General features: G+C 68.4%; 19 protein-coding genes. 13 read left to right on the top strand and 6 right to left on the bottom strand.

The window, feature by feature from the left end; all coding sequences use genetic code 11:
• Positions 1 to 44: 44 nt before the first annotated feature.
• Positions 45 to 4,841 (top strand): alpha-2-macroglobulin family protein, encoded by a 4,797-nt coding sequence (locus tag IGS68_RS36130; RefSeq protein WP_201077308.1) that lies wholly within the window; start codon positions 45 to 47, stop codon positions 4,839 to 4,841.
• Between the two features lie 39 nt (positions 4,842 to 4,880).
• On the opposite strand, the gene IGS68_RS03335 is transcribed toward IGS68_RS36130, so the two are convergent.
• A complete protein-coding gene (locus tag IGS68_RS03335) occupies positions 4,881 to 5,078 on the bottom strand; it encodes a hypothetical protein (RefSeq protein WP_201077310.1) in 198 nt (65 codons plus the stop codon).
• Positions 5,079 to 5,313: 235 nt separating this feature from the next.
• Here IGS68_RS03335 and IGS68_RS03340 point away from each other — a divergent pair, with 235 nt between their 5' ends.
• Genes IGS68_RS03340 through mnhG form a run of 7 tightly spaced genes read left to right on the top strand, consistent with a single transcriptional unit; the run spans position 5,314 to position 11,284 of the window.
• Positions 5,314 to 7,680: a putative monovalent cation/H+ antiporter subunit A gene (locus IGS68_RS03340; protein WP_201077312.1), complete on the top strand. Its 2,367-nt coding sequence runs from the start codon at positions 5,314 to 5,316 to the stop codon at positions 7,678 to 7,680.
• The gene (locus IGS68_RS03345; RefSeq protein WP_247881158.1) at positions 7,677 to 8,096 is read left to right on the top strand and encodes a Na+/H+ antiporter subunit B; all 420 of its coding nucleotides are present in this window, start codon (positions 7,677 to 7,679) and stop codon (positions 8,094 to 8,096) included. Before IGS68_RS03340 ends, IGS68_RS03345 begins: the two co-directional genes overlap by 4 nt.
• Positions 8,097 to 8,585, top strand: a complete 489-nt coding sequence (locus IGS68_RS03350) for a Na+/H+ antiporter subunit C (protein ID WP_201081047.1) — start codon at positions 8,097 to 8,099, stop codon at positions 8,583 to 8,585.
• The gene (locus IGS68_RS03355; protein WP_247881159.1) at positions 8,582 to 10,126 is read left to right on the top strand and encodes a Na+/H+ antiporter subunit D; all 1,545 of its coding nucleotides are present in this window, start codon (positions 8,582 to 8,584) and stop codon (positions 10,124 to 10,126) included. The genes IGS68_RS03350 and IGS68_RS03355 overlap by 4 nt, the downstream gene beginning before the upstream one ends.
• The gene (locus IGS68_RS03360; protein ID WP_201077314.1) at positions 10,123 to 10,596 is read left to right on the top strand and encodes a Na+/H+ antiporter subunit E; all 474 of its coding nucleotides are present in this window, start codon (positions 10,123 to 10,125) and stop codon (positions 10,594 to 10,596) included. The genes IGS68_RS03355 and IGS68_RS03360 overlap by 4 nt, the downstream gene beginning before the upstream one ends.
• Positions 10,593 to 10,907, top strand: a complete 315-nt coding sequence (locus IGS68_RS03365) for a monovalent cation/H+ antiporter complex subunit F (RefSeq protein ID WP_201077316.1) — start codon at positions 10,593 to 10,595, stop codon at positions 10,905 to 10,907. Before IGS68_RS03360 ends, IGS68_RS03365 begins: the two co-directional genes overlap by 4 nt.
• Positions 10,904 to 11,284 carry a monovalent cation/H(+) antiporter subunit G gene (gene mnhG / locus IGS68_RS03370; protein WP_201077318.1) on the top strand — a complete coding sequence of 127 codons (381 nt, stop codon included), beginning with the start codon at positions 10,904 to 10,906 and terminating at the stop codon, positions 11,282 to 11,284. The genes IGS68_RS03365 and mnhG overlap by 4 nt, the downstream gene beginning before the upstream one ends.
• A 565-nt stretch (positions 11,285 to 11,849) precedes the next feature.
• Here mnhG and IGS68_RS03375 read toward each other — a convergent pair.
• Positions 11,850 to 12,527, bottom strand: a complete 678-nt coding sequence (locus IGS68_RS03375; RefSeq protein ID WP_201077320.1) for an OmpW/AlkL family protein — start codon at positions 12,525 to 12,527, stop codon at positions 11,850 to 11,852.
• 519 nt (positions 12,528 to 13,046) lie between these two features.
• Here IGS68_RS03375 and IGS68_RS03380 point away from each other — a divergent pair.
• From IGS68_RS03380 to IGS68_RS03395, 4 genes are all read left to right on the top strand, one after another.
• Positions 13,047 to 14,819, top strand: a complete 1,773-nt coding sequence (locus IGS68_RS03380) for an N-acetylglutaminylglutamine amidotransferase (RefSeq protein ID WP_201077322.1) — start codon at positions 13,047 to 13,049, stop codon at positions 14,817 to 14,819.
• 2 nt (positions 14,820 to 14,821) lie between these two features.
• Positions 14,822 to 16,582: an N-acetylglutaminylglutamine synthetase gene (gene ngg, locus IGS68_RS03385; protein ID WP_201077323.1), complete on the top strand. Its 1,761-nt coding sequence runs from the start codon at positions 14,822 to 14,824 to the stop codon at positions 16,580 to 16,582.
• A gap of 27 nt (positions 16,583 to 16,609) precedes the next feature.
• Positions 16,610 to 17,809, top strand: a complete 1,200-nt coding sequence (locus tag IGS68_RS03390) for an osmoprotectant NAGGN system M42 family peptidase (protein ID WP_201077324.1) — start codon at positions 16,610 to 16,612, stop codon at positions 17,807 to 17,809.
• 306 nt (positions 17,810 to 18,115) lie between these two features.
• Positions 18,116 to 19,342 (top strand): sensor histidine kinase, encoded by a 1,227-nt coding sequence (locus tag IGS68_RS03395; protein WP_201077325.1) that lies wholly within the window; start codon positions 18,116 to 18,118, stop codon positions 19,340 to 19,342.
• Positions 19,343 to 19,390: 48 nt separating this feature from the next.
• Here IGS68_RS03395 and IGS68_RS36135 read toward each other — a convergent pair whose 3' ends face one another.
• The gene (locus IGS68_RS36135; RefSeq protein ID WP_305800081.1) at positions 19,391 to 20,053 is read right to left on the bottom strand and encodes a cold-shock protein; all 663 of its coding nucleotides are present in this window, start codon (positions 20,051 to 20,053) and stop codon (positions 19,391 to 19,393) included.
• A gap of 383 nt (positions 20,054 to 20,436) precedes the next feature.
• Between IGS68_RS36135 and IGS68_RS03405 the strand changes: the two genes are divergently transcribed.
• Positions 20,437 to 22,152 carry a long-chain-fatty-acid--CoA ligase gene (locus tag IGS68_RS03405; protein ID WP_201077326.1) on the top strand — a complete coding sequence of 572 codons (1,716 nt, stop codon included), beginning with the start codon at positions 20,437 to 20,439 and terminating at the stop codon, positions 22,150 to 22,152.
• Positions 22,153 to 22,183: 31 nt separating this feature from the next.
• Here the strand turns inward: IGS68_RS03405 and IGS68_RS03410 are convergent, their stop codons facing one another.
• From IGS68_RS03410 to IGS68_RS03420, 3 genes are all read right to left on the bottom strand, one after another.
• Positions 22,184 to 22,837, bottom strand: coding sequence for a LuxR C-terminal-related transcriptional regulator (locus IGS68_RS03410; protein WP_201077327.1), 654 nt, complete (start codon positions 22,835 to 22,837; stop codon positions 22,184 to 22,186).
• A 225-nt stretch (positions 22,838 to 23,062) separates the two neighbouring features.
• A complete protein-coding gene (locus IGS68_RS03415) occupies positions 23,063 to 23,578 on the bottom strand; it encodes a thioesterase family protein (RefSeq protein WP_201077328.1) in 516 nt (171 codons plus the stop codon).
• A 13-nt stretch (positions 23,579 to 23,591) separates the two neighbouring features.
• Complete coding sequence (locus tag IGS68_RS03420; RefSeq protein WP_201077329.1) at positions 23,592 to 25,388, bottom strand: acyl-CoA dehydrogenase C-terminal domain-containing protein; 1,797 nt, start codon at positions 25,386 to 25,388, stop codon at positions 23,592 to 23,594.
• Positions 25,389 to 25,397: the final 9 nt, after the last annotated feature.

Raw genomic sequence — 25,397 nt, forward strand, 5'->3', positions numbered from 1 at the left:
GGCGCCTGCTGGTTATTTTTGTCGGCTTCGGGGTTTGTCGTTTCATGCGCATACTGCGTCCGTTCGGGCTCGCTCTCGCCATGGCCCTTGGGTGTCCGGCGGCCGCTCCGGCACAGCAACCCGCACCGGACCCGGTCCCGGAACCTGCTGCCTTCGGTGTCGCCGGGGTCGAGATCCTGGCGGAGCGCGACGTTCCCCAGGCCTGCTTCACCTTCACCCGCCCGCTGGGGAAATCCTCCCGGACCGACTACGCCGCGCAGGTCGAGGTCGAGCCGCCCGTGCACGTCGCCGCGGTCGCCCGCGGCGCCACCCTCTGCCTGGAAGGACTGGAGCACGGCGCCGTATACGGCGTGACGCTGAAGCAGGGGCTGCCGGGAGCCGACGGGGCGGCGCTGGGGGAAGCCGCGCGCTTCGACGTGGCGGTGCCGGACCGCAAGCCCATGCTGGCCTTCCGGGGCGCCGGCTACGTCCTGCCCCAGGTCGGCGCCGAGGGGCTGCCGCTGCGCACCGTCAACGTCGCGCGCGCCCGGCTCCAGGTGCTGCGCATCGAGGACCGGTCCCTGGTCGAGCAGATCCATTACGGCCGGATCAGCCAGGCCCTGACCGAGCTGGACGTCGGCGGCATCGTGGAGCGGAGCGGCACCCAGGTCTGGCAGGGCGAGATGGCGACCGGCGACCGGCGGAACCAGGCCGTCGTCACGCCCTTCCCGGTGGAGGCTGTCGTCGGCGCCTCGGTCGGCGCGCTGAAGCCGGGCGTCTATCTCGCCGTCGCGGGCAACGCCGACCGGGAGGGCGAGTCGTGGGAGGCCAAGGCCACCCAGTGGTTCGTCGTCTCCGACCTGGGGCTGACCACCTTCGCGGGGGAGGACGGGCTGCTGGTGTTCGCCCGCAGCCTGACCACCGCCGAGCCCGTGCCGGGGGTCGAGCTCCGCCTGCTGGCGCGCAGCAACGCCGAGCTGGGCAAGCTCGCGACCGGGCCGGACGGCATCGCCCGCTTCCCGCGCGAGACCCTGCGCGGCACCGGCGGCGGCGCGCCGCAGGCGGTCTTCGCCTATGGCGCGTCCGGCGACATGGCGTTCCTGGACGTGGCCGCCGCGACCGACCCGTCGGAACGCGCCGGCCCCGGCGCCGACGCGTCGCCCCTGGACGCCTGGCTCTACACCGACCGCGGCTTCTACCAGCCGGGGGAGACGGTGTTCCTCAACGCCCTGCTGCGCGATTCCGGCGCCGCCGCGGTCGAGGGGCGCGCCCTGACCCTGAGGATCCTCCGCCCCGACGGGTTCGAGGTCGACCGGCGGCAGGCGGCCGACGCCGGGGCCGGCAGCTACCGCCTCGGCCTGGAGCTGCCGCGCCCCGCCGCGGCCGGGCAATGGTCCGTCACCGCCCACCTGGAGCCGGACGGCGCGCCGGTCGGCCGCGTCGATTTCGCGGTGGAGGACTTCGTGCCGCCGCGCCTCGACGTCGGCCTCGCCGCCGACCGCGACCATGCGGATGCCGGCGGCACTCTCGCGCTCCGGATCGACGGCCGGTACCGCCGGGCGGGGCCGGCGGCGAAGCTGCCGGGCGAGCTGGCGGTGACGCTGCGCCGCGCGGCCGAGCCGTATCCCCGCTTCGCCGGCTACCGTTTCGGCCTGGTCCAGCAGCCGTTCGAGCCGCTGCGGACCGACGCGCCGGGCTTCGTCACGGGTCCCGACGGGGTGGCGCGGGTCGAGCTCCGCCTCCCCGAGCCGCCGGACACCAGCCAGGCGCTGGAAGCCGTGATCCAGGGCACCCTCTACGACATAGGCGGCCGTCCGGCGGTGCGCGAGATCGCCCTCCCGGTCCGGCACCAGCCTTTCGCGATCGGGATCAGGCCCCGCTTCGGCGGGGACGCCGTGCCGGAGGGGGCCACCGCCACCTTCGACGTGGTCGCGGTCGGGCCGGACGGCGCGCCGCTCGACCGGCCCTCCCTGTCCTACGAGCTGTACGAGGAGGAATACGACTACGCCTGGTTCGAGGCGGACGGCCATTGGGATTACCGGGCGCAGGTCAAGGACAAGCGGGTGACCGGCGGCACGCTCGCGGTCGCGGCGGAACCGCCCGCCGACGGCCGCGCCGCGATCGAGCAGCCGGTCGGCTCCGGCCGCTACCGGCTGGAGGTTTTCGATACCGGAACGGGCGTCGCGACCAGCCTGCGGTTCTCGGCCGGCTGGTGGGTCACGCCGACCGCGGGCGAGCGCCCGGACCAGGTGGACGTGGCGGTCATGCTGCCGAAATATTCCGGCGGCGAAACGGCCAAGGTCTTCGTCAAGCCGCCCTACCAGGCCCAGGTGCTGGTCGCCGTCGCCGGGCGGGCGGTCCACCAGACGGTGCTGCGCCGGATCGGGCCGGAGGGCGCCTTCCTCGATGTCCCCGTGGATCCGTCCTGGACCGCCGGGGTCCATGTGGTCGCCACCGCCTTCGCCCCGGCGGAGCCGGCCCACGGCGCCGCGTCGCGCCGGGCGGTCGGCAGCGCGTGGCTCGCGGTCGATCCGGCGCCGCGGCGTCTCGACGTCTCGATCGCCGCCCCGGCCGACCTGGCTCCCCGGGGCCGGGTCCGCGTCCCGGTCACGGTGCGCGGGGCGGAGGAGGGCGCGCAGGTCCGCCTGACCCTGTCGGCCGTGGACGACGCCATGCTCCGGCTGACCGACTTCGCCGCTCCCGATCCGGCGATGCACTATCTCGGCCGGCGACCGCTGGAGGTCGACCTGCGGGACGTCGGGGGACCGCTGGCGGACCGGAACGGCGCCATGGCCGCGACGGGCGCGCGGCCGGCCATGGTCCCGCCGGTCCGGCGCCGGCCGGGCGACCCGCCGCCGCCGCTCCGGAGGGAGATGACGGCCCTCCATTCCGGAATCGTGACGGTCGGCCCCGACGGCACGGCGGAGGTCCCGCTGGAAATCCCCGACTTCGACGGCCGGCTGCGGCTGATGGCGGTCGCCTGGACGCCGGGCAAGGTCGGCAGCGCCACCGCGACCGCCGCCGTCCGCGACTCCCTCCTGGTCGAGCCGGGGCTTCCCCGCTTCCTGGCGCCCGACGACGTGGCGCAGGTCTCCCTGACCCTGACCGACCGGGGGCAGAAGGGCGGCGACTATGCGCTGCGCTTCGCCACCGGAGGGATGGTCGAGCTGCGCTCCGGCGGCGAGGTCGCGCTCCGCGGGGTCCGGCCCGGCAAGCCGGTGACGGTGCCGCTGACCATCGCCGGCACCGGAGTCGGCGCCGGACTGGTGCGGGTGGAGATCACCGGCCCCGACGGGCTCGCCGTGACCCGGGAATGGGCGGTCGGCGTGCGCCGTCTCCAGCCCGCCGTCTCGCGCCGCCGGGTCGAGCTGATCGAGCCCGGCCGGAAGTCGGCCGTCTCGCCCGACGCGGTTCCCGAGCCGGTGGCGCTCCGCCGCGAGACGGTCGGCGTCATGCTGGCGGTCGGGACCATGCCCGACCTGGACCTTCCCGGACTGCTGCTGTCGCTCGACCGCTACCCCTATGGCAGCGCCGAGCAGATCACCAGCCGGGCGATGCCGCTGCTCCAGCTCGGCCCCGTGATGGCGGCGCTGGAGATCGCCTCCGAGGCCGAGGTCCGCCAGCGCGTCCAGCGCGCCATCGACCGGCTGGTTTCCGTCCAGCGGTCCGACGGCGCCTTCGCCATGTGGTCGCCCCAGGGACCCGGGGAGCTCTGGCTGACCTCCTACGCGCTCGACTTCCTCGGCCGCGCGCGCCAGGCCGGCTACCGGGTGCCCGAGATGCCCTGGCGCAAGGGCGTCGAGTGGCTGAACGGCGTGCTCGACAATGCCTGGTTCGACGAGGCGGAACTGGCGGCCCGGGCCTACGCCCTCTACACCCTGGCGGGCAGCAAGGCGGTCGATCCGGCGGAGGCGCGCTATTTCCAGGAAACCCACTGGAACGCCCTGCCGACCCGGCTGGCCCGCGCCCAGGTCGCGGGGGCGCTCGCCCGGCTGGGCGACGCCGACCGCGCGGCGGAAGCCTTCGGCCGGCTCGACCGCGCCCGCGCGGAGCCTGCCGGCATGCGCGATTTCGGCTCGGAACTGCGCGACCAGGCAGCATTGATCGCGCTTCTGGCCGAGGCCGGCGGCGGCCGGGACCGGCTGGCCGGGCTCGCCCAGCAGCTCGCTACCCTGCTGGCCGACGCCGAGGCGACCAGCGCCCAGGAGCGGGCCTGGGTCCTGAACGCGGCCGCCGCCCTGGCGTCCAAGGCGGGGGAGACGAAGATGGTGCTGGACGGCCAGCCCGTGACCGTGCCCGGCGCGCTGTACCGCCGGCTCCGGCCCGATGCCCCGGCGATCCCGGTGGAGAACGCCGGCGCCGTGCCGCTCTACCGGTCGGTCACCCTGGCGGGGGTTCCGGCGAGCCCGCTGCCGGCCGATGCCGAGGGTTTCGCCATCCGGCGCACCATCCTCGGCACCGACGGCGCCCCGGTCGATCCCGCCGGGGTGGCGAAAGGCAAGGTGCTGGTGGTGATCCTGGAGGGCGAGAGCCTGCGCGAGGAGGAGCACCAGGCGCTGGTCGTGGACATGCTGCCGGCCGGGCTGGAGATCGAGAATGTCCGGCTGGCCGACAGCGGGCAGCTCGGCGACCTGTCCTGGCTGGGCGATCTCAGCGCCGCAAACCACGTGGAGTTCCGCGACGACCGTTTCGTCGCCGAACTGGACCTCACGCCCGACCGGCCCGCCTTCCGGCTGGTCTATCTGGCGCGGGCCGTGGTCCCGGGCGACTACGCCCTGCCCGGAGCCTATGTGGAGGACATGTACAGCCCCAACCTGTTCGCCCGCGGCCCCGCCGGGCGGATGGTGGTGGGGGAGGAGTAGGGCGCGCCGCAGGATTTGGCGCCGGGATTGCCGCCGGGACTAGGCCCCCCTCGGGCCGGCGCCGGCGTGCCGTCCGCCGGCCCGTCGGCGGGAGGCGATGAAAAGGATAGCCGCCATCACCGCCATCACCGAGCCGAGGCCGATGTAAAAGGCGATGGCGATCCCGATCGTGGCGGTGCCCATGAGTACGAGCAATAGGAGCCACACTCCCAGCGCCACGATAGCGCGGTCGGACATCTAACACCCCTGCAACTCTGTCTCTCTTGCCCCGACTATAGGCGCATGGATTTCGGGCTGCGCGTGGCAAGCTGTCGCTGGCTCGCGGCAAACGGACGCTTCTTAAAATACAAATAAAAACCCCTCTGTTGAAACAAGCCGGCCGAACCCCATATAGCCCCAGTCTTTTTGAATGAAATCATACAGTCACCCGGTGGGCAGGGGGAAGCATGGAACCCGCGGAGGAATTCCGCCGATGCTGAGTGCTATTCTCGGCATCTTTGCATGGGCGCTGGTTGCGCCAATTGTCGCAGGCAGGTTGCCCAAACTGGGCGGATGGGTCCTGGCCGTCGTTCCGGCGGCGCTGACCGTCTGGTTCGCGGGGTTCCTCCCGGAAATCGCCGCGGGCGGCGTGGTCCGCGAGGTGGTGCCCTGGATCCCCGGTCTCGATGTCAACCTGTCGTTCTATCTCGACGGGCTCAGCCTGACCTTCGCGCTGATGGTCTGCGGCATCGGCACCCTGATCGTCATCTATTGCGGCGGCTACCTGCATGGCGATCCCATGCTGCCCCGGTTCTTCCTGTACATCCTGGCCTTCATGGCCTCGATGCTCGGCGTGGTGCTGGCCGACAACGTGATCTCGCTGATCGTCTTCTGGGAGCTGACCAGCGTCACGTCGTTCCTGCTGATCGGCTACCTGCATGACAGCCCGAAGTCCCGCCGGTCCGCGCTCCAGGCGCTGCTGGTGACCTCGCTGGGCGGTCTGGTCATGATGGCGGGGCTGATCCTGCTCGGGATCGTGGGCGGCAGCTTCGAGCTGAGCGAGCTGGCCGGGCAGAGCGACCTGCTGCGCGAGCATCCGCTCTATCTCGCGATCCTGATCCTGATCCTGGTCGGCACCTTCACCAAGTCGGCGCAGTTCCCGTTCCATTTCTGGTTGCCCAACGCCATGGACGCGCCGACCCCGGTCAGCGCCTACCTGCACTCGGCCACCATGGTCAAGGCGGGCGTCTACCTGATGGCGCGGCTCTCCCCGACCTTGGGCGGGACGGATGTCTGGATCTACACCCTGGTGGGATTCGGCGCCTTCACGTCGCTGCTGGGCGCGATCCTGGCGGTCCGGCAGACCGATCTGAAGAGGATCCTGGCCTATACCACGATCACGGCGCTGGGCCAGCTGACCATGCTGATCGGCATCGGCAGCGTCTACGCCGTCGAGACCTTCGCCGTCTACCTGCTCGCCCATGCCTGCTACAAGGGCGCGCTCTTCATGGGCGTGGGGGCGATCGACCACGAGACCGGCACGCGCGAGGTCGGCCAGCTCGGCGGCCTGTTGAGGCTGATGCCGGTCACCGCGGCCGCGGTCGGCCTGGCGGCCATGTCCAATGCCGGCCTGCCGCCGTTCCTGGGCTTCCTCGGCAAGGAATTCATGTATTCCAGCACGGTCGGGATGGCCGGCGAGGGCATGCCGCTGCTCGGCTGGATCGCCACCCTGGCCATGCTGGTTTCCAACGCCCTGATGCTGGTCACCGCCGGCCTCGTCTTCCTCAAGCCCTTCCTCGGCCCCAAGGTCGAGACGCCGAAGCACGCCCACGAGGCGCCGGTCAGCCTTTGGCTCGGCCCCGTCGTCCTGGCCGCGGTCGGCCTCGGGCTGGGCGTGTTCTACGGGGTGCTGGAGCGCCTGTTCGTGGTGCCCGTCGCCGCCTCGCTGGCGGGGGAGGCGGTCGAGGTCCACATCTATCTCTGGGGCGGCTTCACCACGCCGCTGGGGCTCAGCCTCGTGACCGTGGCGCTCGGCGCGGTGCTCTATGTCTCCTGGCCGCGGGTCAAGGCCGCCCTCGACGGGGTCGCGCGGGCCCTGGGCTACGACTCCGACGGCGGATGGGACCGCATCCTGAAGGGCCTGGTCGGCGTCGCCTGGTGGCAGACGCGGGTGATCCAGTCCGGCTATCTGCGCCATTACGTGATGTTCACGGTCGTCTTCACGACGGTGGCGATCGGCGCCACGATGGCGGTCCAGCAGGCTTTCACCATGCCCTCCACCTCCGTGCTGGAGGCGCCCTACACCGCCTGGGCCCTGGCCCTGACAGTGATCGCGGCGACCTCCGCCGCCGTCGTCGCCAGGTCGCGCCTGGTCGCGATCCTGTCGCTCGGCGTGGTCGGCGTCGTCATCGCGCTGATCTTCCTGCTCTACGGCGCGCCCGACGTCGCGATCACCCAGTTCATGGTCGAGACGCTCGTCGTCATCATCGTGGCCCTGGTCCTCGCCCGGTTGCCGCGCCTGACCGCGTTCGCCCGGCCCAGCCGGCGCAGCGCCCTTCGGGACGCCGCCATCTCGATCGCGTTCGGCGCGGTCGTCACGGCGGTGATGCTGGCGGTCATCGACCTGCCGATCCCGCTGGACCTCAGCGAGTATTTCGCGACCCGCAGCTACACCGAGGGCTTCGGCCGCAACGTCGTCAACGTGATCCTGGTCGATTTCCGGGCGGTCGACACTCTGGGCGAGATCCTGGTGGTCGCGACCGCGGGGCTGGGCGCCTTCGCCCTGCTGAAGGCCCGGCCCCGGCGCAGGGCGCCCGAACCGACCCCCGTCGAAACCGTAAAGACCGGAGACCGGCCATGATGGACAGCCTGATCCTGAGGACGGCGACCCGGCTCCTGCTCAGCCTGATGCTCCTGTTCTCCTTCTTCATCCTCTTGCGCGGGCACAACGAGCCCGGCGGCGGCTTCATCGGCGGCCTGATCGCCGCCAGCGCCTTCGCGCTGCACTCCATCGCCTACGGTCCGGCGGCGCTGCGCCAGGTCCTCGGCTTCGACCCTAAGACGATCGCGGGCGTGGGGATGCTCTTCGCCATCGTCGCAGGCCTCCTGTCGGCGTTCCCGGGCGACGCCTTCCTGACCGGCCAATGGCTCCACTGGGGCGAGGGCGACGCCGCCTTCCATGTCGGCACGCCGCTGGTGTTCGACGTCGGAGTCTTCCTGGTGGTGATCGGCGCGGTGCTGACCATCGTGCTGTCCCTGGAAGAGGAGGACGTGTAGGTGGAAACCCTCATGGCCTTCACGCTGGGCTTCATGGCCGCCGGCAGCGTCTACCTGCTGCTGAGCCACAACCTCGTGCGCGTCCTGTTCGGCCTCATCCTGCTGAGCAACGCGGCCAACTTCGTCATCTTCGCGGCCGGCGGCATGACCGAGGGGCTGCCGCCCCTGATCGCCCCGGGCGCCAAGGAGCTGACCGGCGTCTATTCCAACCCGCTGCCCCAGGCGCTGATCCTGACCGCCATCGTCATCAGCTTCGGCCTCCTGGCCTTCGCGCTGGTGCTGGTCTATCGCGGCTACCAGGAACTGGGCACGGTGGACAGCGACCGCATGCGCCTGGCCGAACCGCCGCACCCCGACCAGGACATCCCCGAACCCGAGGAGCCCCGGCGGATCCATGTCCGGGATGCCGCCCGCCGGGTCGGGAACATAGGCGAACCCGCCGGGCGCGAGCCCGCGGGACGCGAACCTGCCGGGAGCGACGCATCGTGAGCTGGTACCTGATCGCTCCCATCGTGGTCCCCATGACGACCGCGGTGCTCGCCATCCTGCTGTGGAACAACCGCGCCGCCCAGCGCGCCGTCAGCGCCGCCGGCGCGGGCCTCCATCTCGTCACGGCCATCCTGCTCATGGCGCAGGTCTGGCAGGGCGGCATCCTGGCCGGGCAGATGGGCGAATGGCCGGCGCCGTTCGGCATCACCCTGGTGGCCGACCATCTCAGCGCCGTCATGGTGCTGATCACCGGCATCATGGGGCTGGGGGTCGGCCTCTACAGCCTGTCCGACATCAACGAGGACCGGGAGCGAAACGGCTTCCACCCCCTCTACCACGTGCTCCTGACCGGCGTGACCGGGTCGTTCATCACCGGCGACCTGTTCAACCTCTATGTCTGGTTCGAGGTGATGCTGATCGCCTCCTTCGCGCTGCTGGCGCTGGGAGCGGAGAAGGAGCAGCTCGACGGCGCCATCAAGTATGCCGCGATCAACCTGGTCTCCACGGTCATGTTCCTGATCGCGGTCGGCATCCTCTACGGGCTGACCGGGACGCTGAACATGGCAGACCTGGCCGTACGTCTGCCGCAGGTCGAGCAGCAGGGGCTGGTCACCACGGTCGCCGTCCTCTTCATGATCGCGTTCGGCATAAAATCCGCGGTGTTCCCGCTGTTCTTCTGGCTGCCGGCCTCGTACCACACGCCCGCGGTGGCGGTTTCCGCGATCTTCGCCGGGCTGCTGACCAAGGTCGGCGTCTATGCCCTGGTCCGCACCTTCACCCTGATCTTCACCGGCGACGTGGCCTACACCCATACGGCCCTGCTGGTGGTGGCGGGCCTCACCATGGTGACCGGGGTTCTCGGGGCCGCGGCCCAGAACGAGATCCGCCGCATCCTGTCGTTCCACATCATCAGCCAGATCGGCTACATGGTCATGGGGCTGGCGCTCTACACGCCGCTGGGCCTGATCGGCGCGGTCTTCTACCTGGTCCACCACATCATCGTCAAAACCAACCTGTTCCTGGTGGCCGGCGTCGCGAAGCGGCTGACCGGGTCGATGGAGCTGAAGAAGATCGGCGGGCTCTACAAGGCGTCGCCCCTGCTGGCGGTGCTGTTCCTGATCCCGGCGCTCAGCCTCGGCGGCATCCCGCCGCTGTCGGGCTTCTGGGCCAAGCTGGTGCTGATCCGGGCCAGCCTGGAGATCGGGTCCTACGCGATCGCCGCGACCGCGATCCTGGTCGGACTGCTGACCATGTTCTCCATGACCAAGATCTGGGGCGAGGCCTTCTGGAAGCCCCACCCCGGCGGCGATGCCCGGGTGCTGTCCATTTCGGACCTGACCGCGACCGAGAGGACGCTGCTGATCGGGCCGATCGTCGTATTCGCGGCGCTGACCGTCGCGATAGGCCTGTGGACCCAGCCGTTCCTGGACCTGGCGACCCGCGCGTCGGCCGAACTGCTGGCGCCCGCACCCTATATCGAGGCCGTGCTGGGTCCCCAGGCGGGGGTGCCGGGCGCGGAGCACGCGGGAGCGCAGCCATGACGATGTTCATGTTCAACCTGGCCCTGGCGATCGTTTGGCAGGTGGTCACGGGCACCTTCAGCATGGGCGGCCTGATGATCGGGTTCGCCGTCGGCTACGCCGTGCTGTGGATCGCGCGGCCGGTGTTCGGAAACGATCCGTATTTCTGGAAGCTGTGGCACATCATCGGCTTCTTCATCTACTTCCTGAAGGAACTGGTGGTATCCAGCCTGAAGGTCGCCTGGGACGTGGTGACCCCGCCGATCTATGCCAAGCCGGGCGTGGTGCGGGTGCCGATCGATGCCCGGACCGACCTGGAGATCACGCTTCTCGCCAACCTGATCACGCTGACGCCGGGCACCCTGACGCTCGACGTGGCGCCCGACCGCAAGTCCCTGTACGTCCACGCCATGTTCATCGACGACCCGGAGAAGGTGCGGGCCGAGATCAAGAACGGCATGGAGCGCCGCCTTCTGGAGCTGACGCGATGAGAAGCGACCTGTCGCCCTTCCTGAACTGGTCGATCGAGATCACCTTCATCGTCCTGCTGGTCTCGATCCTGATCGCCTTCGTCCGGCTGGTCCGCGGGCCCTCGCTGCCCGACCGGATCGTGGCGCTGGACCTGCTGACCCTGCTGGCGGTCGGCGTCATCGCCCTGTTCGCGATCCGGGAGGACAAGCCCGTCTTCCTGGACGCCGCCATCGCGCTGGCCCTGGTGGCTTTCCTGGGCACGGTCGCCTACGCCCGCTTCCTGGAGCGGCGCGGACGCCACGAACGCAAGATCGAGGAGCCCGGCCCATGATCGGCACTATCCTGGAGATCCTGGCCGGCGTGCTGCTGCTCGGCGGCGCCGCCTTCTCCTTGGTCAGCGCGCTCGGCGTCCTGCGCCTGCCGGACGTGCTGATCCGCATGCATGCCTCCAGCAAGGCCGGCACCCTGGGCGCCGGCATGATCCTGGCGGCGGTGGCGGTCCTGTACGGCACCGACGAGATCGTCGCCCGCGCCATCGCCGCGATCTTCTTCCTGCTCCTGACCGTGCCGGTCGCCTCCCACATGATCGGCCGGGCCGCCTACATCACAGGCGTCAAGCTGTGGTCGGGCACCGTGGTGGACGAACTGCGCGGGGAATACGAGGGCCACGCCGCCGTCCGCCCGAAGGCCTATCCCGAGAACCAGTGAGGGAGCTTGCACGTGGATGCGCGGCTCAAGCCCGCGCATGAAGGAAGGGAACACCCCCGGCTGTCCGGCACAGTTTCGCTAGGACCGCAAAAGCGATCGTCACGGGCCGCGACGCTCCCTTTTCGTCATGCCCGGACTTGATCCGATCATCCGCGTGCAAACTCCCTCATGCCGGTTGGCGCATGAGCGAAAAAGGGGCGCCCTGTAGCGCAACCGTATTGTGGCGAGGTGTTCGCGGCGGCGGGAAACCGGGGTCAGACCACCATTTCGCCGGAAGATAGGCATTCGGAAGGCTCGGTGCGAAATGGTGGTCTGACCCCGGTTTCCCTTATCCGTGGCGAAACCAGTTCCATGTAGGTCGGACAGAGCGAAGCGGCACCCGGCATCACCACGCCTGCTGATCCGCGTCCATCCCTGCCTATCCGTGTTCATCCGTGGAAAGATCGGCGCCTGCCCTGCCGAAATGGTCGCCGACCGGCATCGGCCGATCCGCCTCCGCCGGCAGCCCAAACGAAAAATGCGGGCCGAAGCCCGCATTTCCCGCGATCCGACGGTGCGGCCCGGCTTAGAAGCGGTAGCCGATGCCGACGCCGAAGATCCAGGGGTTGATGTCCACGTCGGCCTTCACCGGGACGCCGCCAAGGACGCTTGCCTTGACGTCGGTGCTCAGCCACAGCTTCTTGACGTCCACGTTCAGCGACCACGGGCCGGAGATCGCGTAGTCGAAGCCGGCCTGCAGCGCGACGCCGAAGCTGTCGTCATACTTGATCGACTGAGCCTCACCCCTCTTCTCGTTGTAGAAGATGGTGTAGTTGACGCCGGCACCGACATAGGGGCTGAACCGCTCCTTGGGAGCGAAATGGTACTGCAGGGTCAGGGTCGGCGGCAGAAGCCACACGCTGCCCAGGCCGATGGCGGTGCCCGCGTCCACTTCATGCTTCGTGGTGGCAGCAATCAGCTCCAGGGCGATGTTGTCGGTCACGAAGTAGGAGAAGTCGACTTCCGGGACGTAGTCGTTGCCGAGTTTGGCGTCCAGGCCGGTCGGCGTCCCGTCGTTGAACTTGATGCCGCCGCGCTCGGTCGGCACCACGCCGATGCCGCGCAGGCGGACATTGAAGTCGCCGGCGGCCTTCGGCTTGAAGGCGGCAGCTTCCTGGGCGCTGGCCGGGGCCGGGGTGCCGGCGGCGAACAGGGCTGCAGTCAGGGCAGAAACGGCACAGGCGACACGCCAGGAACGAAACATTCTCAGTACTCCGTTGTTCTTAGAATCTCTTCGTACGAAAGCTCTCTCGTAGCAATGGGTCTCTATCACAACCGCAATACCTTGCCTAGAAAGGCGTAATTGTTTGGCACGCATACAGTTTGTGTCATGAGCTTTCACTGCGGTAGAGGGGAAAACCTGCCCACCCTGCCGGATTTCACGGAAATGGCCGATCGCGTTGCGGCGATCTTAAAGTGTACAAATTTTGTGCAGTAAGGTTCTGGAAACTGGGGCAGTAAACGGCTCATTCTCGCCCAGCCGATAACTTTATGGACTTGGAAAGCGCATCGGATTCGGTAGTTTTTACTATCGGAAGGTGGCGTGCCTACTGAGCGTGATCCTTCCGAACTTATTCGCCCGGAATGTGTTTATGCTGTGACCGAGCACTTCAGCGTGCTTCCGCTGCCCCGGTGTTGCCCGCGACAGGGTGACGCTCCCCTTGACCAGAGGTGCTTTCGACGACGTCGCGGGCCGACCAACAAGCAGGAGATCAGACAACCCATGTGTGGCATTTGCGGTGAGATAAGGCTCGATCGAAGCGCCGCCGACGGCAGGGCGGTCAATGCCATGGCCGACGTGCTGGCGCCGCGCGGCCCCGACAGCGCGGGTGCCTTCGCGCAGGGCCGCGTGGCGTTCGGCCACCGCCGCCTCAAGATCATCGACCTGTCCGACGCCGCCCAGCAGCCCATGGTCGACCCGGCCCTGGGCCTGACCATCGTGTTCAACGGCTGCATCTACAATTACCCGGAACTGCGCGCCCGGCTCGAGGAGGAGGGCTACCGGTTCTTCTCCCACGGCGACACCGAGGTGATGCTGAAGGCCTACCATGCCTGGGGGCCGCGCTTCGTCGAGAAGCTGTACGGCATGTTCGCCTTCGCGATCTGGGAGCGCGAGAGCGGCCGGGTCGTGATGGGCCGCGACCGGCTCGGCATCAAGCCGCTGTACCTGGCCGAGACGCCGGGCATGATCCGGTTCGCCTCGACCCTGCCGGCCCTCGTCGCGGCCGGCGGCATCGATACCGACATCGATCCGGTGGCGCTGCACCACTACATGAGCTTCCACGCGGTCGTGCCGGCTCCCATGACCATCCTCAAGGGCGTGCGCAAGCTGCCGCCCGCGACGCTGCTCACCATCGAACCCGACGGGACGAAGCGCGAGGAGGTCTACTGGACCGTCAAGTTCGGCCCGCAGGCCGGTGACGGAAGCCTCTCCGAGAGCGACTGGCAGGACCTCGTCCTGGAGACCCTGCGCAAGGCGGTGGAGCGGCGGCTGGTGTCCGACGTGCCGGTCGGCGTGCTGCTGTCGGGCGGCCTCGACAGCTCGATCATCGTGGCGCTGCTGGCCGAGGCCGGGCAGCACGGGCTCCAGACCTTCTCGATCGGGTTCGAGACCGTCGGCAACGAGCGCGGCGACGAGTTCCAATATTCCGACATCATCGCCCAGCGGTTCGAGACCGACCACCACAAGCTGTTCGTGGACAGCAGCCGGACCCTGCCGGAACTGCAGAACTGCGTCCGCGCCATGGCGGAGCCGATGGTCAGCCACGACGCGATCGGCTTCTACCTGCTGTCGCAGGAGGTGGCGAAGCACGTCAAGGTCGTGCAGAGCGGGCAGGGGGCCGACGAGATCTTCGGCGGCTACCATTGGTATCCGCCGATGATGGAGAGCCGCGACCCCGTGTCGGACTACGCGCGCGTCTTCTTCGACCGCGACCAGGCCGAGATGGCCCGGGTGCTCGACCCGCGCATGGTGGGCGACGACCACAGTCGCGCCTTCGTCGAGCGCCATTTCGCCCAGCCCGGCGCCGACCGGCCGATCGACAAGGCCATGCGACTCGACACCACCGTCATGCTGGTGGACGACCCGGTCAAGCGGGTGGACAACATGACCATGGCCTGGGGGCTGGAAGGCCGCGTCCCCTTCCTCGACCACGACCTGGTCGAGCTGGCGGCGCGGGTCCCGCCCGAGCTGAAGATCGCCGAGGGCGGCAAATACGTCCTGAAGGAGGCCGGGCGCCGCGTCGTCCCGTCCGAGGTGATCGACCGGCCCAAGGGCTATTTCCCGATGCCCGCGCTGAAGTACCTGCGCGGACCCTACCTGGACCTCGTCCGCGACGTGCTGAACGAGCCCAGGGCGCGCGAGCGCGGGCTGTTCCAGCGCGACTACGTCGATCGACTTCTGGCCGAGCCGGACAGCCACATCACGCCGCTCCGCGGCTCCAAGCTCTGGCAGGTGGCCCTCTTGGAATTCTGGCTCCAGACACACGGCATCTGAGCATGACCCAGCCTTCCAACCCAAGGTCCCAGCATCGTCTGGAGCGGCGCAACGCGCCGTCGCTCCGCAACTGGTACTCGCGCGACCAGCACCATCCCGACCAGACCGGCTACGAGGAGAACGCGACGGTCGATTGCGGCTGGGGCCGGCTGCTGTTCGCCCATACCTTCCCCGCCCTGCCCGAACTGGCCGGGGCGCTGCGGGAGGAGACGCCGGGCCGGCGCGACATCGCGCTGTACCTGCGCGACCCGCACGTGGCGCTGTCGCTGGCGCCGCAGGAGCTGTTCCTCGACCCGTCGCATACATACCGGCTGTGGCTGGAGAACTACCGGCCGAGCCGGCGCCGGCCGCGCGGCTTCACGGTGCGCCGGCTGCGGACGGTGGAGGACGCCGAGGCGATCAACCGCATCTATGCCAGCCGCAACATGGTGCAGGTCCCGCCCCACTTCTTCCACGACAAGCGCAACAGCCGGGTCCTCACCTATTTCGTCGCGGTCGATGCGGCGACCGGCAACGTGATCGGCTCGGTCACCGGCGTGGACCACGGGCGGGCCTTCAACGACCCGGAGAACGGCTCGTCCCTGTGGTGCCTGGCGGTCGATCCGCAGGCTCCGTTCCCCGGGATCGGCGAGAACCTGGTGCGGACGCTGGCGGAGCATTTCCAGGCCCGCGGCCGCAGCTTCATGGACCTGTCCGTGATGCACGACAACGTCAATGCCATAGCCCTCTACGAGAAGCTGGGGTTCCAGCGGGTGCCGGTGTTCGCCTTGAAGACGAAGAACTCGATCAACGAGAAGCTCTATGTCGGGCCGCCGCCCGACGAGACGCTGAACCCCTACGCGATGATCATCATCAACGAGGCCCGGCGCCGCGGCATCGGGGTCGACGTGGTGGACGCCGAGGGCGGCTATTTCACCCTCAGCTACGGCGGCCGGTCGATCACCTGCCGGGAAAGCCTCAGCGAGCTGACCACCGCGGTCGCCATGAGCCGCTGCGACGACAAGGCGGTCACCCGCCGGCTGATGGTCAAGGCGGGGCTGAAGGTCCCAGCCCAGCAGGCCGCGGCCAAGCCGGAGGACGACGCCGCCTTCCTGGAGAAGCACGGCTCGATCGTGGTCAAGCCGGCGCGGGGCGAACAGGGCAAGGGCATCACGGTCGATGTCCGCACGCCCGAGGCGGTCGCCAAGGCGGTGGCCGAGGCGCGCAACCACGCGGAGACCGTGCTGCTGGAGCAGTTCTTCCAGGGTGACGACCTGCGGATCATCGTGATCGACTACCGCGTCGTGGCCGCGGCGATCCGCCGGCCGGCCGAGGTGACGGGGACCGGCGAGCACACCGTCCGGGAGCTGATCGAGGCGCAGAGCCGGCGCCGCGCCGCCGCGACCGGCGGCGAGAGCCGCATTCCCATGGATGCCGAGACGGAACGATGCGTCGCCGCCAACGGCTACTCCATGACCGACAAGCTGCCGGAGGGGCAGGTCCTGCCGGTCCGCAAGACCGCCAACCTTCACACCGGCGGCACTATTCACGATGTCACGGACCGGCTGCACAGGACGTTGGTGGATGCCGCCATCGCCGGCGCCAAGGCATTGGATATACCCGTCGTCGGTTTCGATTTCCTCGTGCCGTCGGTGACGGAGCCCGACTATGTCATCATTGAGGCTAATGAACGCCCCGGCCTTGCCAATCATGAACCTCAGCCCACGGCCGAACGTTTTGTTGACCTTCTCTTCCCCAATACCAAGCTATTGTCCAATGGATAGAGATAACGAAGCGAGAAGCTCAATCTGATGCAAGGCCTACCTACCGAAAGATCGCAGGCGACTTCGAACGCGCCGGACGGCCAGGCGCTCGCCCCCCCGGCCCGGCCGGCGATCGACATGGATTATGTCCTGTCCATGCTGGAGAGCCTGCTGAAGATCCCGAGCCCGACCGGCTATACCGACGAGATCGTGCATTTCTGCGGGCGCGAGCTGAAACGGCTGGGGATCCCGTTCGAGCTGACCCGGCGCGGCGCGATCCGCGCCGACATCAAGGGCCGGCTCAACAGCCCGGACCGGGCGATCGTCGCCCATGTCGACACGCTCGGCGCCCAGGTGAAGGGCCTGAAGCCCAACGGCCGGCTGGAAGTGGTCGCCATCGGCACCTGGTCCGCCCGGTTCGCCGAGGGCGCCCGCTGCACCATCTTCACCGACCACGGCTCCTACCGCGGCACGATCCTGCCGCTGAAGGCGTCGGGCCACACCTACAACGAGGAGATCGACTCCCAGCCCGTCGCCTGGACCAACCTGGAGGTCCGGGTGGACGCGGTCTGCTCCAACACGGCCGACCTGATCCGGCACGGCTTCAACGTCGGCGACTTCGTGGCGATCGACCCGCAGCCCGAGTTCCAGCCCAACGGCTTCATCAATTCCCGCCACCTGGACGACAAGGCGGGCGTCGCCGTGCTGTTCGGCGCGGCCAAGGCGGTGCTCGACTCCGGCGTGGAACTTCCGGTCGACTGCCATCTGCTGCTAACCATCTCGGAAGAGGTCGGCTCGGGAGCCTCGTCGGTCCTGCACGGCGACGTGGCGGAGATGGTCTCCATCGACAACGCGACCCCGGCGCCGGGACAGAACAGCCGCGAATCGGGCGTCACCATCGCGATGGCCGACAGCACCGGGCCGTTCGACTACCACCTGACCCACAAGCTGCTGGACCTGTGCTCGGACTACGACATCCGGCACCAGCGCGACATCTTCCGCTTCTACCGGTGCGACAGCGCCGCCGCGATCGAGGCCGGCAACGACATCCGCACGGCCCTGGTCTGCTTCGGCGTGGACAGCTCCCACGGCTACGAGCGTACCCATGTCCATGCGCTGCGCTCCCTGGCCGAACTGGTGGCGCTCTACATGCAGAGCGATGTCACCTTCGAGCGCGACCGCCACGCCATGGGTCCGCTGACCGGATTTCCGCACCAGAAGACGGAGCCGGCCGAAGCGGCCGAATAGGCGGCCCGGGCCGCTTGCAAGACGCAGCGGCGCCCGCCGGCCGGAAGGCCAAGGGCCGGTGCCGCTGCATGCGACCTGATGACAGGAATTCCCAAGCGTTCGGTCCCGGAATACCAAGGAAATCTCGAACCTTCGGCATGATCCCCTGTGCGGCGGGACGAGATTTCCTTGCCGAATTTCCGAGGATTATCCATTCGGGGAAGGGTTTTTCGGTCCTTCATGATCTATGTCCCGTTCGATACAGGTTTTACTGGTACGGCGGGACGTCTTTTTGCTCGGGTTTTTCAATAAAGTTGAAGGTGTCCGGTGGCGGTAGGACTGGACCCGTTCGTCCTGGGCGCGGCATCCCGGGAGCCGGACCGGTCCCTGTTGCTGGCGCGCTCCCTGACCCGGCGGCTGCGGTTCGTGGCCGTCCTGACGGTGGTCTTCGTCGCCGGGCTCACGGCGGTCTTCCTGCTGCTGTTCCGCGAGGTCGAATCCCGGGAACAGGCGGTCCGCACCACTTACGAGACGCGCTTTGCCCTGGAGACCCTGCGGGGCGCCTTCGACCGGGCGGCGGCTCCCGGAGCGGAGCGGCCCGACCTCCTCCGCGAGCGCATCGCCGAGGTCGGGGAGGCGCTTTCGACCCTCTCCCGGGTGGCAGCCGGGGACGGTGCGAACCGCGCGGAACTGGAGCGGCTCGTCGGCTTCGTCCGGGAGAGGCTGGACGAGCCCGACGGTCCCGGCGACGCCGCCGAGGTCGACCGGCGGATCGAGGCGCTCCAGGCCGGCCAGGAGGCTGACCTGAAGGAGCGGATCGCCTGGATCGACCGCCTGGGCGACTGCGCCCTGTACGGGGGAGGGGCGCTCGGCTGCGCGAAGGTCCTGATCCTGGGCGTGCTGCTCGGGCAGGCGGCCCGCATGGCTCGGCGGGAGGCGGACATGGTCGGGGAGCGGGCGGTCCTGCTGCGGGAACTGAACCACAGGGTCGGCAACAGCCTGGCGACCGCCGTCGCGTTCCTCCAGCTCCAGGCGGCGCAGATCAGCGATCCCCGGCTGCTCGGGACATTCCGGGAGGCCCAGAACCGCATCATGGCGCTGGGCCAGGTCCATCGCCGGCTGCTCCAGGCGGAAGCCGTCACGGCCCTGGACCTTTCGACCCTGCTGCCCGGCCTCGCCGACGAACTCGCGCGGAGCCTGGGGGCCGAGGAGCGGGTCTCGGTCACCGCCGATCCGGCCGTCGTTCCGGTCGAGGTGGCCATCGCCATGGCCATCATCATGACCGAACTGACGACCAACGCCGTGCTCCACGGCTGCCGGAAGGATGCCGGCTGCGACGTCGCGATCCGGCTGGACGCGGGAACGGACGGCGGCCTCTCCCTGTCGGTGCGGGATTCGGGGGGAGGGCTGCCGGCGGATTTCGACCCGCGGGCGTCCGGCAGGGCCGGTCTGAGGATCGTCGCCGCGCTGGTGGATCAGGTCGGGGGAAGCTTGAGCTACGAGGCCGACGGCTTCACCGAGGCCCGCGTACGGGTACCGTCCCGAATCCCGTGACCGCGGCCGGACCTCGGCAGGTCCGGCCGCGGTCACGGGCGGACTGCATCAGAGCGGCATGATCCAGGTCGCTTCGCGGCCCTTGGCGGCGTCCTGCACGCGCATCTGCACGCGCTGGCCGGCTTCCAGCTGCATCAGGCCGCAGCGGCGCAGCACGCTCTTGTGGACGAAGACGTCCTTGCTCGCGTCGTCGGCGGTGACGAAGCCGAAGCCCTTGTCCGGCTTGAACCACTTGACCGTGCCCGACATCTCGACCTCGGGGCCGCCCGAGGACGCGCCGTAGTCGCTGTCGCCGTAGCGGTCGCCGCCGTAACCGCCGCCATAGCCGCCGCGGTCGCTGCCGTAGCGGTCGCCGCCGCCATAGCTGTCACGGTCGCCGTAGCGGTCGCCGCCGCCGTAGCCGCCGCGATCGCCGTAACGGTCGCCGCCGGCGGGCCGGGCGGAGGCCGGCGCGCCGCCGACCACCTCGACGATGCGCGTGACCTGGGGACCCTTCGGCCCCTGGCTGATCGTGCACAGGATTTCGGTGCCGTCGCTCAGCTCCTGCAGGCCCGCCCTGTTCAATACCGAGATGTGGAGGAATGCGTCCGGAGATCCGTCAACCGGAGCGACGAAACCAAAGCCCTTGGTTACATTGAACCATTTCACCAGGGCCCGAGCCTGGGCGCCATCGTCGAACGACATGGCGTTGTGCTGACTGAAGCGAGACAAGTGTGCAGAACCTTCGAATCCAGCGCCGCGCGCGGTTAACACCTTCGAGGGCAGCACCGGTTGTTCCCCCTCGCTTGCCCCCGTGATGATTTTATGCACAGAAAAATTTGAGTCTCCAGTGTAATTTTTTGTTCACCCTACTCTATCGACCGGATCTTTTCTTCTTTAGACAGACCGGTGCGTATCATTTTGGCCGAATTCCGCGAAAAATCGACAGGTCGGGTCGGTCTTGACCTTTACGTAAACGGCAAGTAGCCTGCCTCTACCTCATCCGGTGCGGACGGCGGCGAGCCCGCTTCCGGGCCGGGAACGGCAAGCGGCAGCGATCGCGAGAGCGCATATATAAGGCCGCGGCGACGATGGGCAGCAGGGAGACAGATGCAATGGCCGATCCGGCAGCGAATCTCGCAGAATTCCCGTGGGCGCGTTCCTATCCCACCGATATCGACTGGCACGCCGACATCCCGACGGCGCCGCTCCACCGCCTCATGGACGATGCGGTCGCCCGATTCGGCGACAGGCCGTGCATCGACTTCATGGACAAGCGCTACACCTACGCCCAGATCGGCGCCCTGGTCGACAAGGCGGCCCGGGGCTTCCAGGACATGGGCGTGGGCAAGGGCAGCAAGGTCGGGCTGTTCCTGCCCAACACGCCCTATTTCGTGATCTGCTATTACGGCGTGCTGAAGGCCGGCGGCACCGTGGTCAACTTCAACCCGCTCTACGCCGAGCGGGAGATCGCCAAGCAGATCGAGGACAGCGACACCGACATCATGGTCACCCTCGACCTGGCGGTGCTCTACGGCAAGATCGCCAAGATGCTCAGCCAGACGCGGCTGAAGCGGATCGTCGTCGCCCGCATGGCCGACATCCTGCCCTTCCCGAAGAACTGGCTGTTCCCGATCGTCAAGCGCAAGGACGTCGCCCGCATCCCGTCAGACGACCGGCACCTGGCCTTCTCCCGGCTGGTCGCCAATGCCGGCCGGCCGGCCCCGGTGGAGATCGACCCGGACGAGGATGTGGCCGTGCTCCAGTACACCGGCGGGACCACGGGCGTGCCCAAGGGCGCCATGCTGACCCACGCCAACATCTACGCCAATGCCATCCAGTCGCGCCTGTGGTGCACCGACGCCAGGCCGGGGCACGAGCGCATGCTGGGCGTGCTGCCGCTGTTCCACGTCTTCGCCATGACCGGCGTGATGAACCTGCCGCTGGTGCTCGGCGCCGAGATGGTACTGGTCCCCCGCTTCGAGCTGGACAACGTGATCCGGCTGATCCAGTCCAAGAAGCCGACGCTGTTCCCCGCGGTGCCGACGATCTACACCGCGATCGTCAACCACAAGGACATCGGCTCCTACGACCTGTCGTCGATCCGCTTCTGCCTGTCGGGCGGGGCGCCCCTGCCGGTCGAGGTGAAGCACGCGTTCGAGACCAAGACCGGCTGCAAGCTAGTCGAGGGATACGGCCTGTCGGAAAGCTCGCCGGTCGCCACGGCCAACCCCATGTACGGGGTCAACAAGGCCGGCTCGATCGGAATCCCGCTGCCCGGCACCGTGATCGAGATCGTCAGCCTGGACGACCGTTCCCGCCTGGTTCCCCCGGGCGAGAAGGGCGAGGTCTGCATCCGCGGCCCGCAGGTGATGAAAGGGTACTGGAAGCGCCCGGGCGAGACCGCGGAGGCGCTGGCCGACGGCCGCCTGCATACCGGCGACGTCGGGTACATGGACGAGGACGGCTATACCTTCATCGTCGACCGGATCAAGGACATGATCCTGTGCGGCGGCTACAACGTCTATCCGCGCAACGTGGAGGAGGCGATCTACCTGCATCCCGCCGTGGCGGAATGCGTGGTCGCTGGCGTGCCGGACCCGTACCGGGGGCAGACCGTCAAGGCCTATGTCAAGCTGGCCGAGGGTCACGGGCTGACGCGGGAGGACCTGGCGGAGTTCTTGCGCGACAAGCTGTCGCCCATCGAGATCCCCAAGCACCTGGAACTCCGCGACGAGCTGCCGAAGACCATGATCGGCAAGCTGTCCCGCAAGGCGCTGCTGGAGGAGGAGGAAGCCCGCCGCTCCGGCCGCCAGTCCACCCAGGACTGACGGCCGGACCGGAAAGGGGCGGGGACGGGGGTCAGCGCATCGCGTAGCGGGACGCGCTGATCACCGCCTGGGTGCGGTTCTTGACGCCCAGCGACTTGAAGATCGCCGTCACGTGGATCTTCACCGTGCCTTCGGACAGGCCCAGCTCGTAGGCGATCTGCTTGTTCGACTTGCCCTCGCGCAGGCAGGCCAGGACATCGCGCTGGCGCTGGGTCAGGCTGACGCCGGAGGCGGGCTCGGCCACCACGGCATGGTCGCGCGGCACGCTGGTCAGGCCGCTGGTCCCGGAGGAGTTCATCAGGGCGTGCGGCATGTAGACGCCGCCGGCCAGCACCAGCCGCAGCGCGCTGACCATGATCTGCACGCTCGACGACTTGGGAATGAAGCCGCCGGCGCCGTGCTCGATCGCCTGACGGGCGTCGGTGCCGTTCTCCGACGCGGACACCACCACCAGCGCGGTCTTGGGCAGCAGCGCCTTGATCTGGCGGATGCCTTCGAAACCGGGCCAGCCCGGCATCTGGAGGTCGGTCAGGATCAGGTCGGGCGGCTCGCTCCCGGAGCACTGCGCCATGACTTCCTGGTAGGTCGCCGCCTGGACATAGTCGGCATCGGAAAAAATCTGCTCCAGCAGCCTATTGATGCCTTCGCGGAACAGCGCGTGGTCGTCACCGATCAGAATACGCATCTCTTGCCCCTTTCCCTTTATGGCCCACTCATCGCATACGCAATTATGGGGTATGCTCATTCGCAAGCATACTATTTTGTTCGTTAATAAACCCTGTTAACGGCCGTGGTGCAATTTGCTCATAGGAGGGTTGGTTAATGTTGCCGATTGATCACAGCTTCATGGGTCCAACCTCATATGTCCGTAGTCAGGGGAGGATCGGAAAAAGCTAAATTTTTCCGACCATCATATCTCTTCTGTCATATGAGGATGCAGGGGGACGGGCAGGGGAATAGGCGGCGACTCGGTGTCCCGGCCCAGGAGTCGCAGTATTTCGGCCGGTTCCACGGTTCCGGCCGGGCTCTTGAACAGCCCGCGCACCGTCGCGGCCGCCGCGACTCGGCCGTCCATCGACTCGATGCGGTGCTCCATGTAGACCCACTTGGCGTCCCAGCCCAGGACGCGGGTATGCAGCCTGAACCGCTGGAACGGCTTCAGCGACCGCCGGAACCGGACGCTGGCCTCGCCCAGCACCGGCATCCAGCGGTTCCTCAGGATCGGCCGCGCCAGCCCGCAGCGGATCATCAGGTCGGTCCGGCCGAGGTCCATGACCGTCAGGTAGCGGCCGTTGTTCATGTGCAGGTTGACGTCCAGGTCGTTGGGCCACACCCGGAACGTCAGGACCGACTCGTCCATCAGGTCCAGCCGCCGCCCGAACAGGGCGGCCAGCAGGACCTTGACCATGCGGAAGACCAGGTTCATCTCGGCGCCGCCCTCAGAAAGCGTCGGCGTCCATGTCCATCAGCACCTGGGAGCCGGCCATGATGGTCAGGAACAGGCCGTTGACCTGGGGCAGCAGCTTGGTCATGTAGAACCGGCCGGTCTTGACCTTGCTGTCGTAGAATCCGGCCCGGCCGTCCGCCTCGGGCAGCCTCTCCTTCGCCGCCTTGACCATGCGAAGCCACATGTAGCCCAGCGCCACCAGGGCGAACATCCGCAGATAGTCGGTGGAGGCCGCCCCCGCCTCGTCCGCGTTCCTCATGCCCCTCTGGGCCACCAGCGCGGTCGCCTGCTGGAGCTTGCCGAACGCCTTGGCCAGGGGGATCACGAATTCCAGCAGCTCCGGGTCCTCCTGGGTCTCCTCCAGGAATTCCGAGACGGGGTGGAAGAAGCGGCGCAGCAGCCGTCCCATGTCCTGGGGCAGCTTGCGCCCGACCAGGTCCAGCGCCTGGATCGCGTTGGTTCCCTCGTAGATCTGGGCGATCCGGGCGTCCCGGACGAACTGCTCCATCCCGTATTCCCGGATATAGCCATGCCCGCCATAGAGCTGCATGCCCATGTTGGTCGCGTCGAACCCGTGGTCGGTGAAGAAGGCCTTCACGATCGGGGTCATCAGCGCCACCAGGTCGTCGGCCTCGCGCCGAACCTCCGGGTCGGGATGCTTGAGGGACACGTCGATGTTCATGCCGACCCAGGCGGCCAGCGCCCTGCATCCCTCGGTGTGGGCCCGCATGGTCAGCAGGGTCTTGCGCACGTCGGGATGGACGATGATCGGGTCCGCCGGCTTGTCCGGCGCCTTGGCCCCCGTCAGCGATCGCCCCTGGAGCCGTTCGCGGGCATAGGTCACGGCGTTCTGGTAGCTGACCTCGGCCAGTCCCAGCCCCTGGATGCCGACGCCCAGCCGGGCCGCGTTCATCATGGTGAACATGGCGCGCATGCCCTTGTGCGGCTGCCCGACCAGCCAGCCCTTGGCGCCCTCGAAATTCATCACGCAGGTGCTGGACGCCTTGATGCCCATCTTGTGCTCGATCGAGCCGCACATCACGCCGTTCCGCATGCCCGGCGTCCCGTCCTCGCGCGGCAGGAACTTGGGCACCAGGAACAGGCTGATGCCGCGCGTCCCGGCCGGCGCGTCCGGCAGCTTGGCCAGCACCAGGTGCAGGATGTTCTCGGTCAGGTCATGCTCACCGGCCGAGATGAAGATCTTCGTCCCTGTCACCGCATAGCTGCCGTCGCCCGACCCGTCCGGCACCGCCCGGGTGCGGATCATGCCTAAGTCGGTGCCGCAATGGGGCTCCGTCAGGCACATGGTGCCCGACCAGGTGCCGTCCACCAGCTTCGGCAGGTAGGCCCGCTTCAGCTCGTCCGTCCCGTGCAGCGACAGCGCGTTGTAGGCGCCGTGGCTGAGGCCGGGATACATGCCGAAGGACAGGTTGGCCGAGCAGAGGAACTCCTCCAGCACGAAGTTCACCACGTGCGGCAGCCCCTGGCCGCCATAGTCCGGGTCGCAGGAAACCCCCGTCCAGCCGCCCTCGATGAACTTGGCGTAGGCTTCCTTGAAGCCCTTGGGCGTGCGCACCACGCCGTTCTCGTAGTGGCAGCCCTCCTCGTCGCCGGAGCGGTTGAGCGGCTGGAGCTCGTTCTCGGCGAACTTCGCCCCTTCCTCCAGCACCGCCTCGATCAGGTCGGGCGTGTGTTCCTCGTGGCCCGGCAGCTCGGCGAGCCTGCCGACCGCGAAGACTTCGTTGAGCACGAAACGGACATCGTCCAGAGGCGCCTTGTAGGTCGGCATGGTTCAAGT

This window comes from Skermanella sp. TT6 (assembly GCF_016653635.2).
Classification (GTDB): Bacteria; Pseudomonadota; Alphaproteobacteria; order Azospirillales; family Azospirillaceae; genus Skermanella; species Skermanella cutis.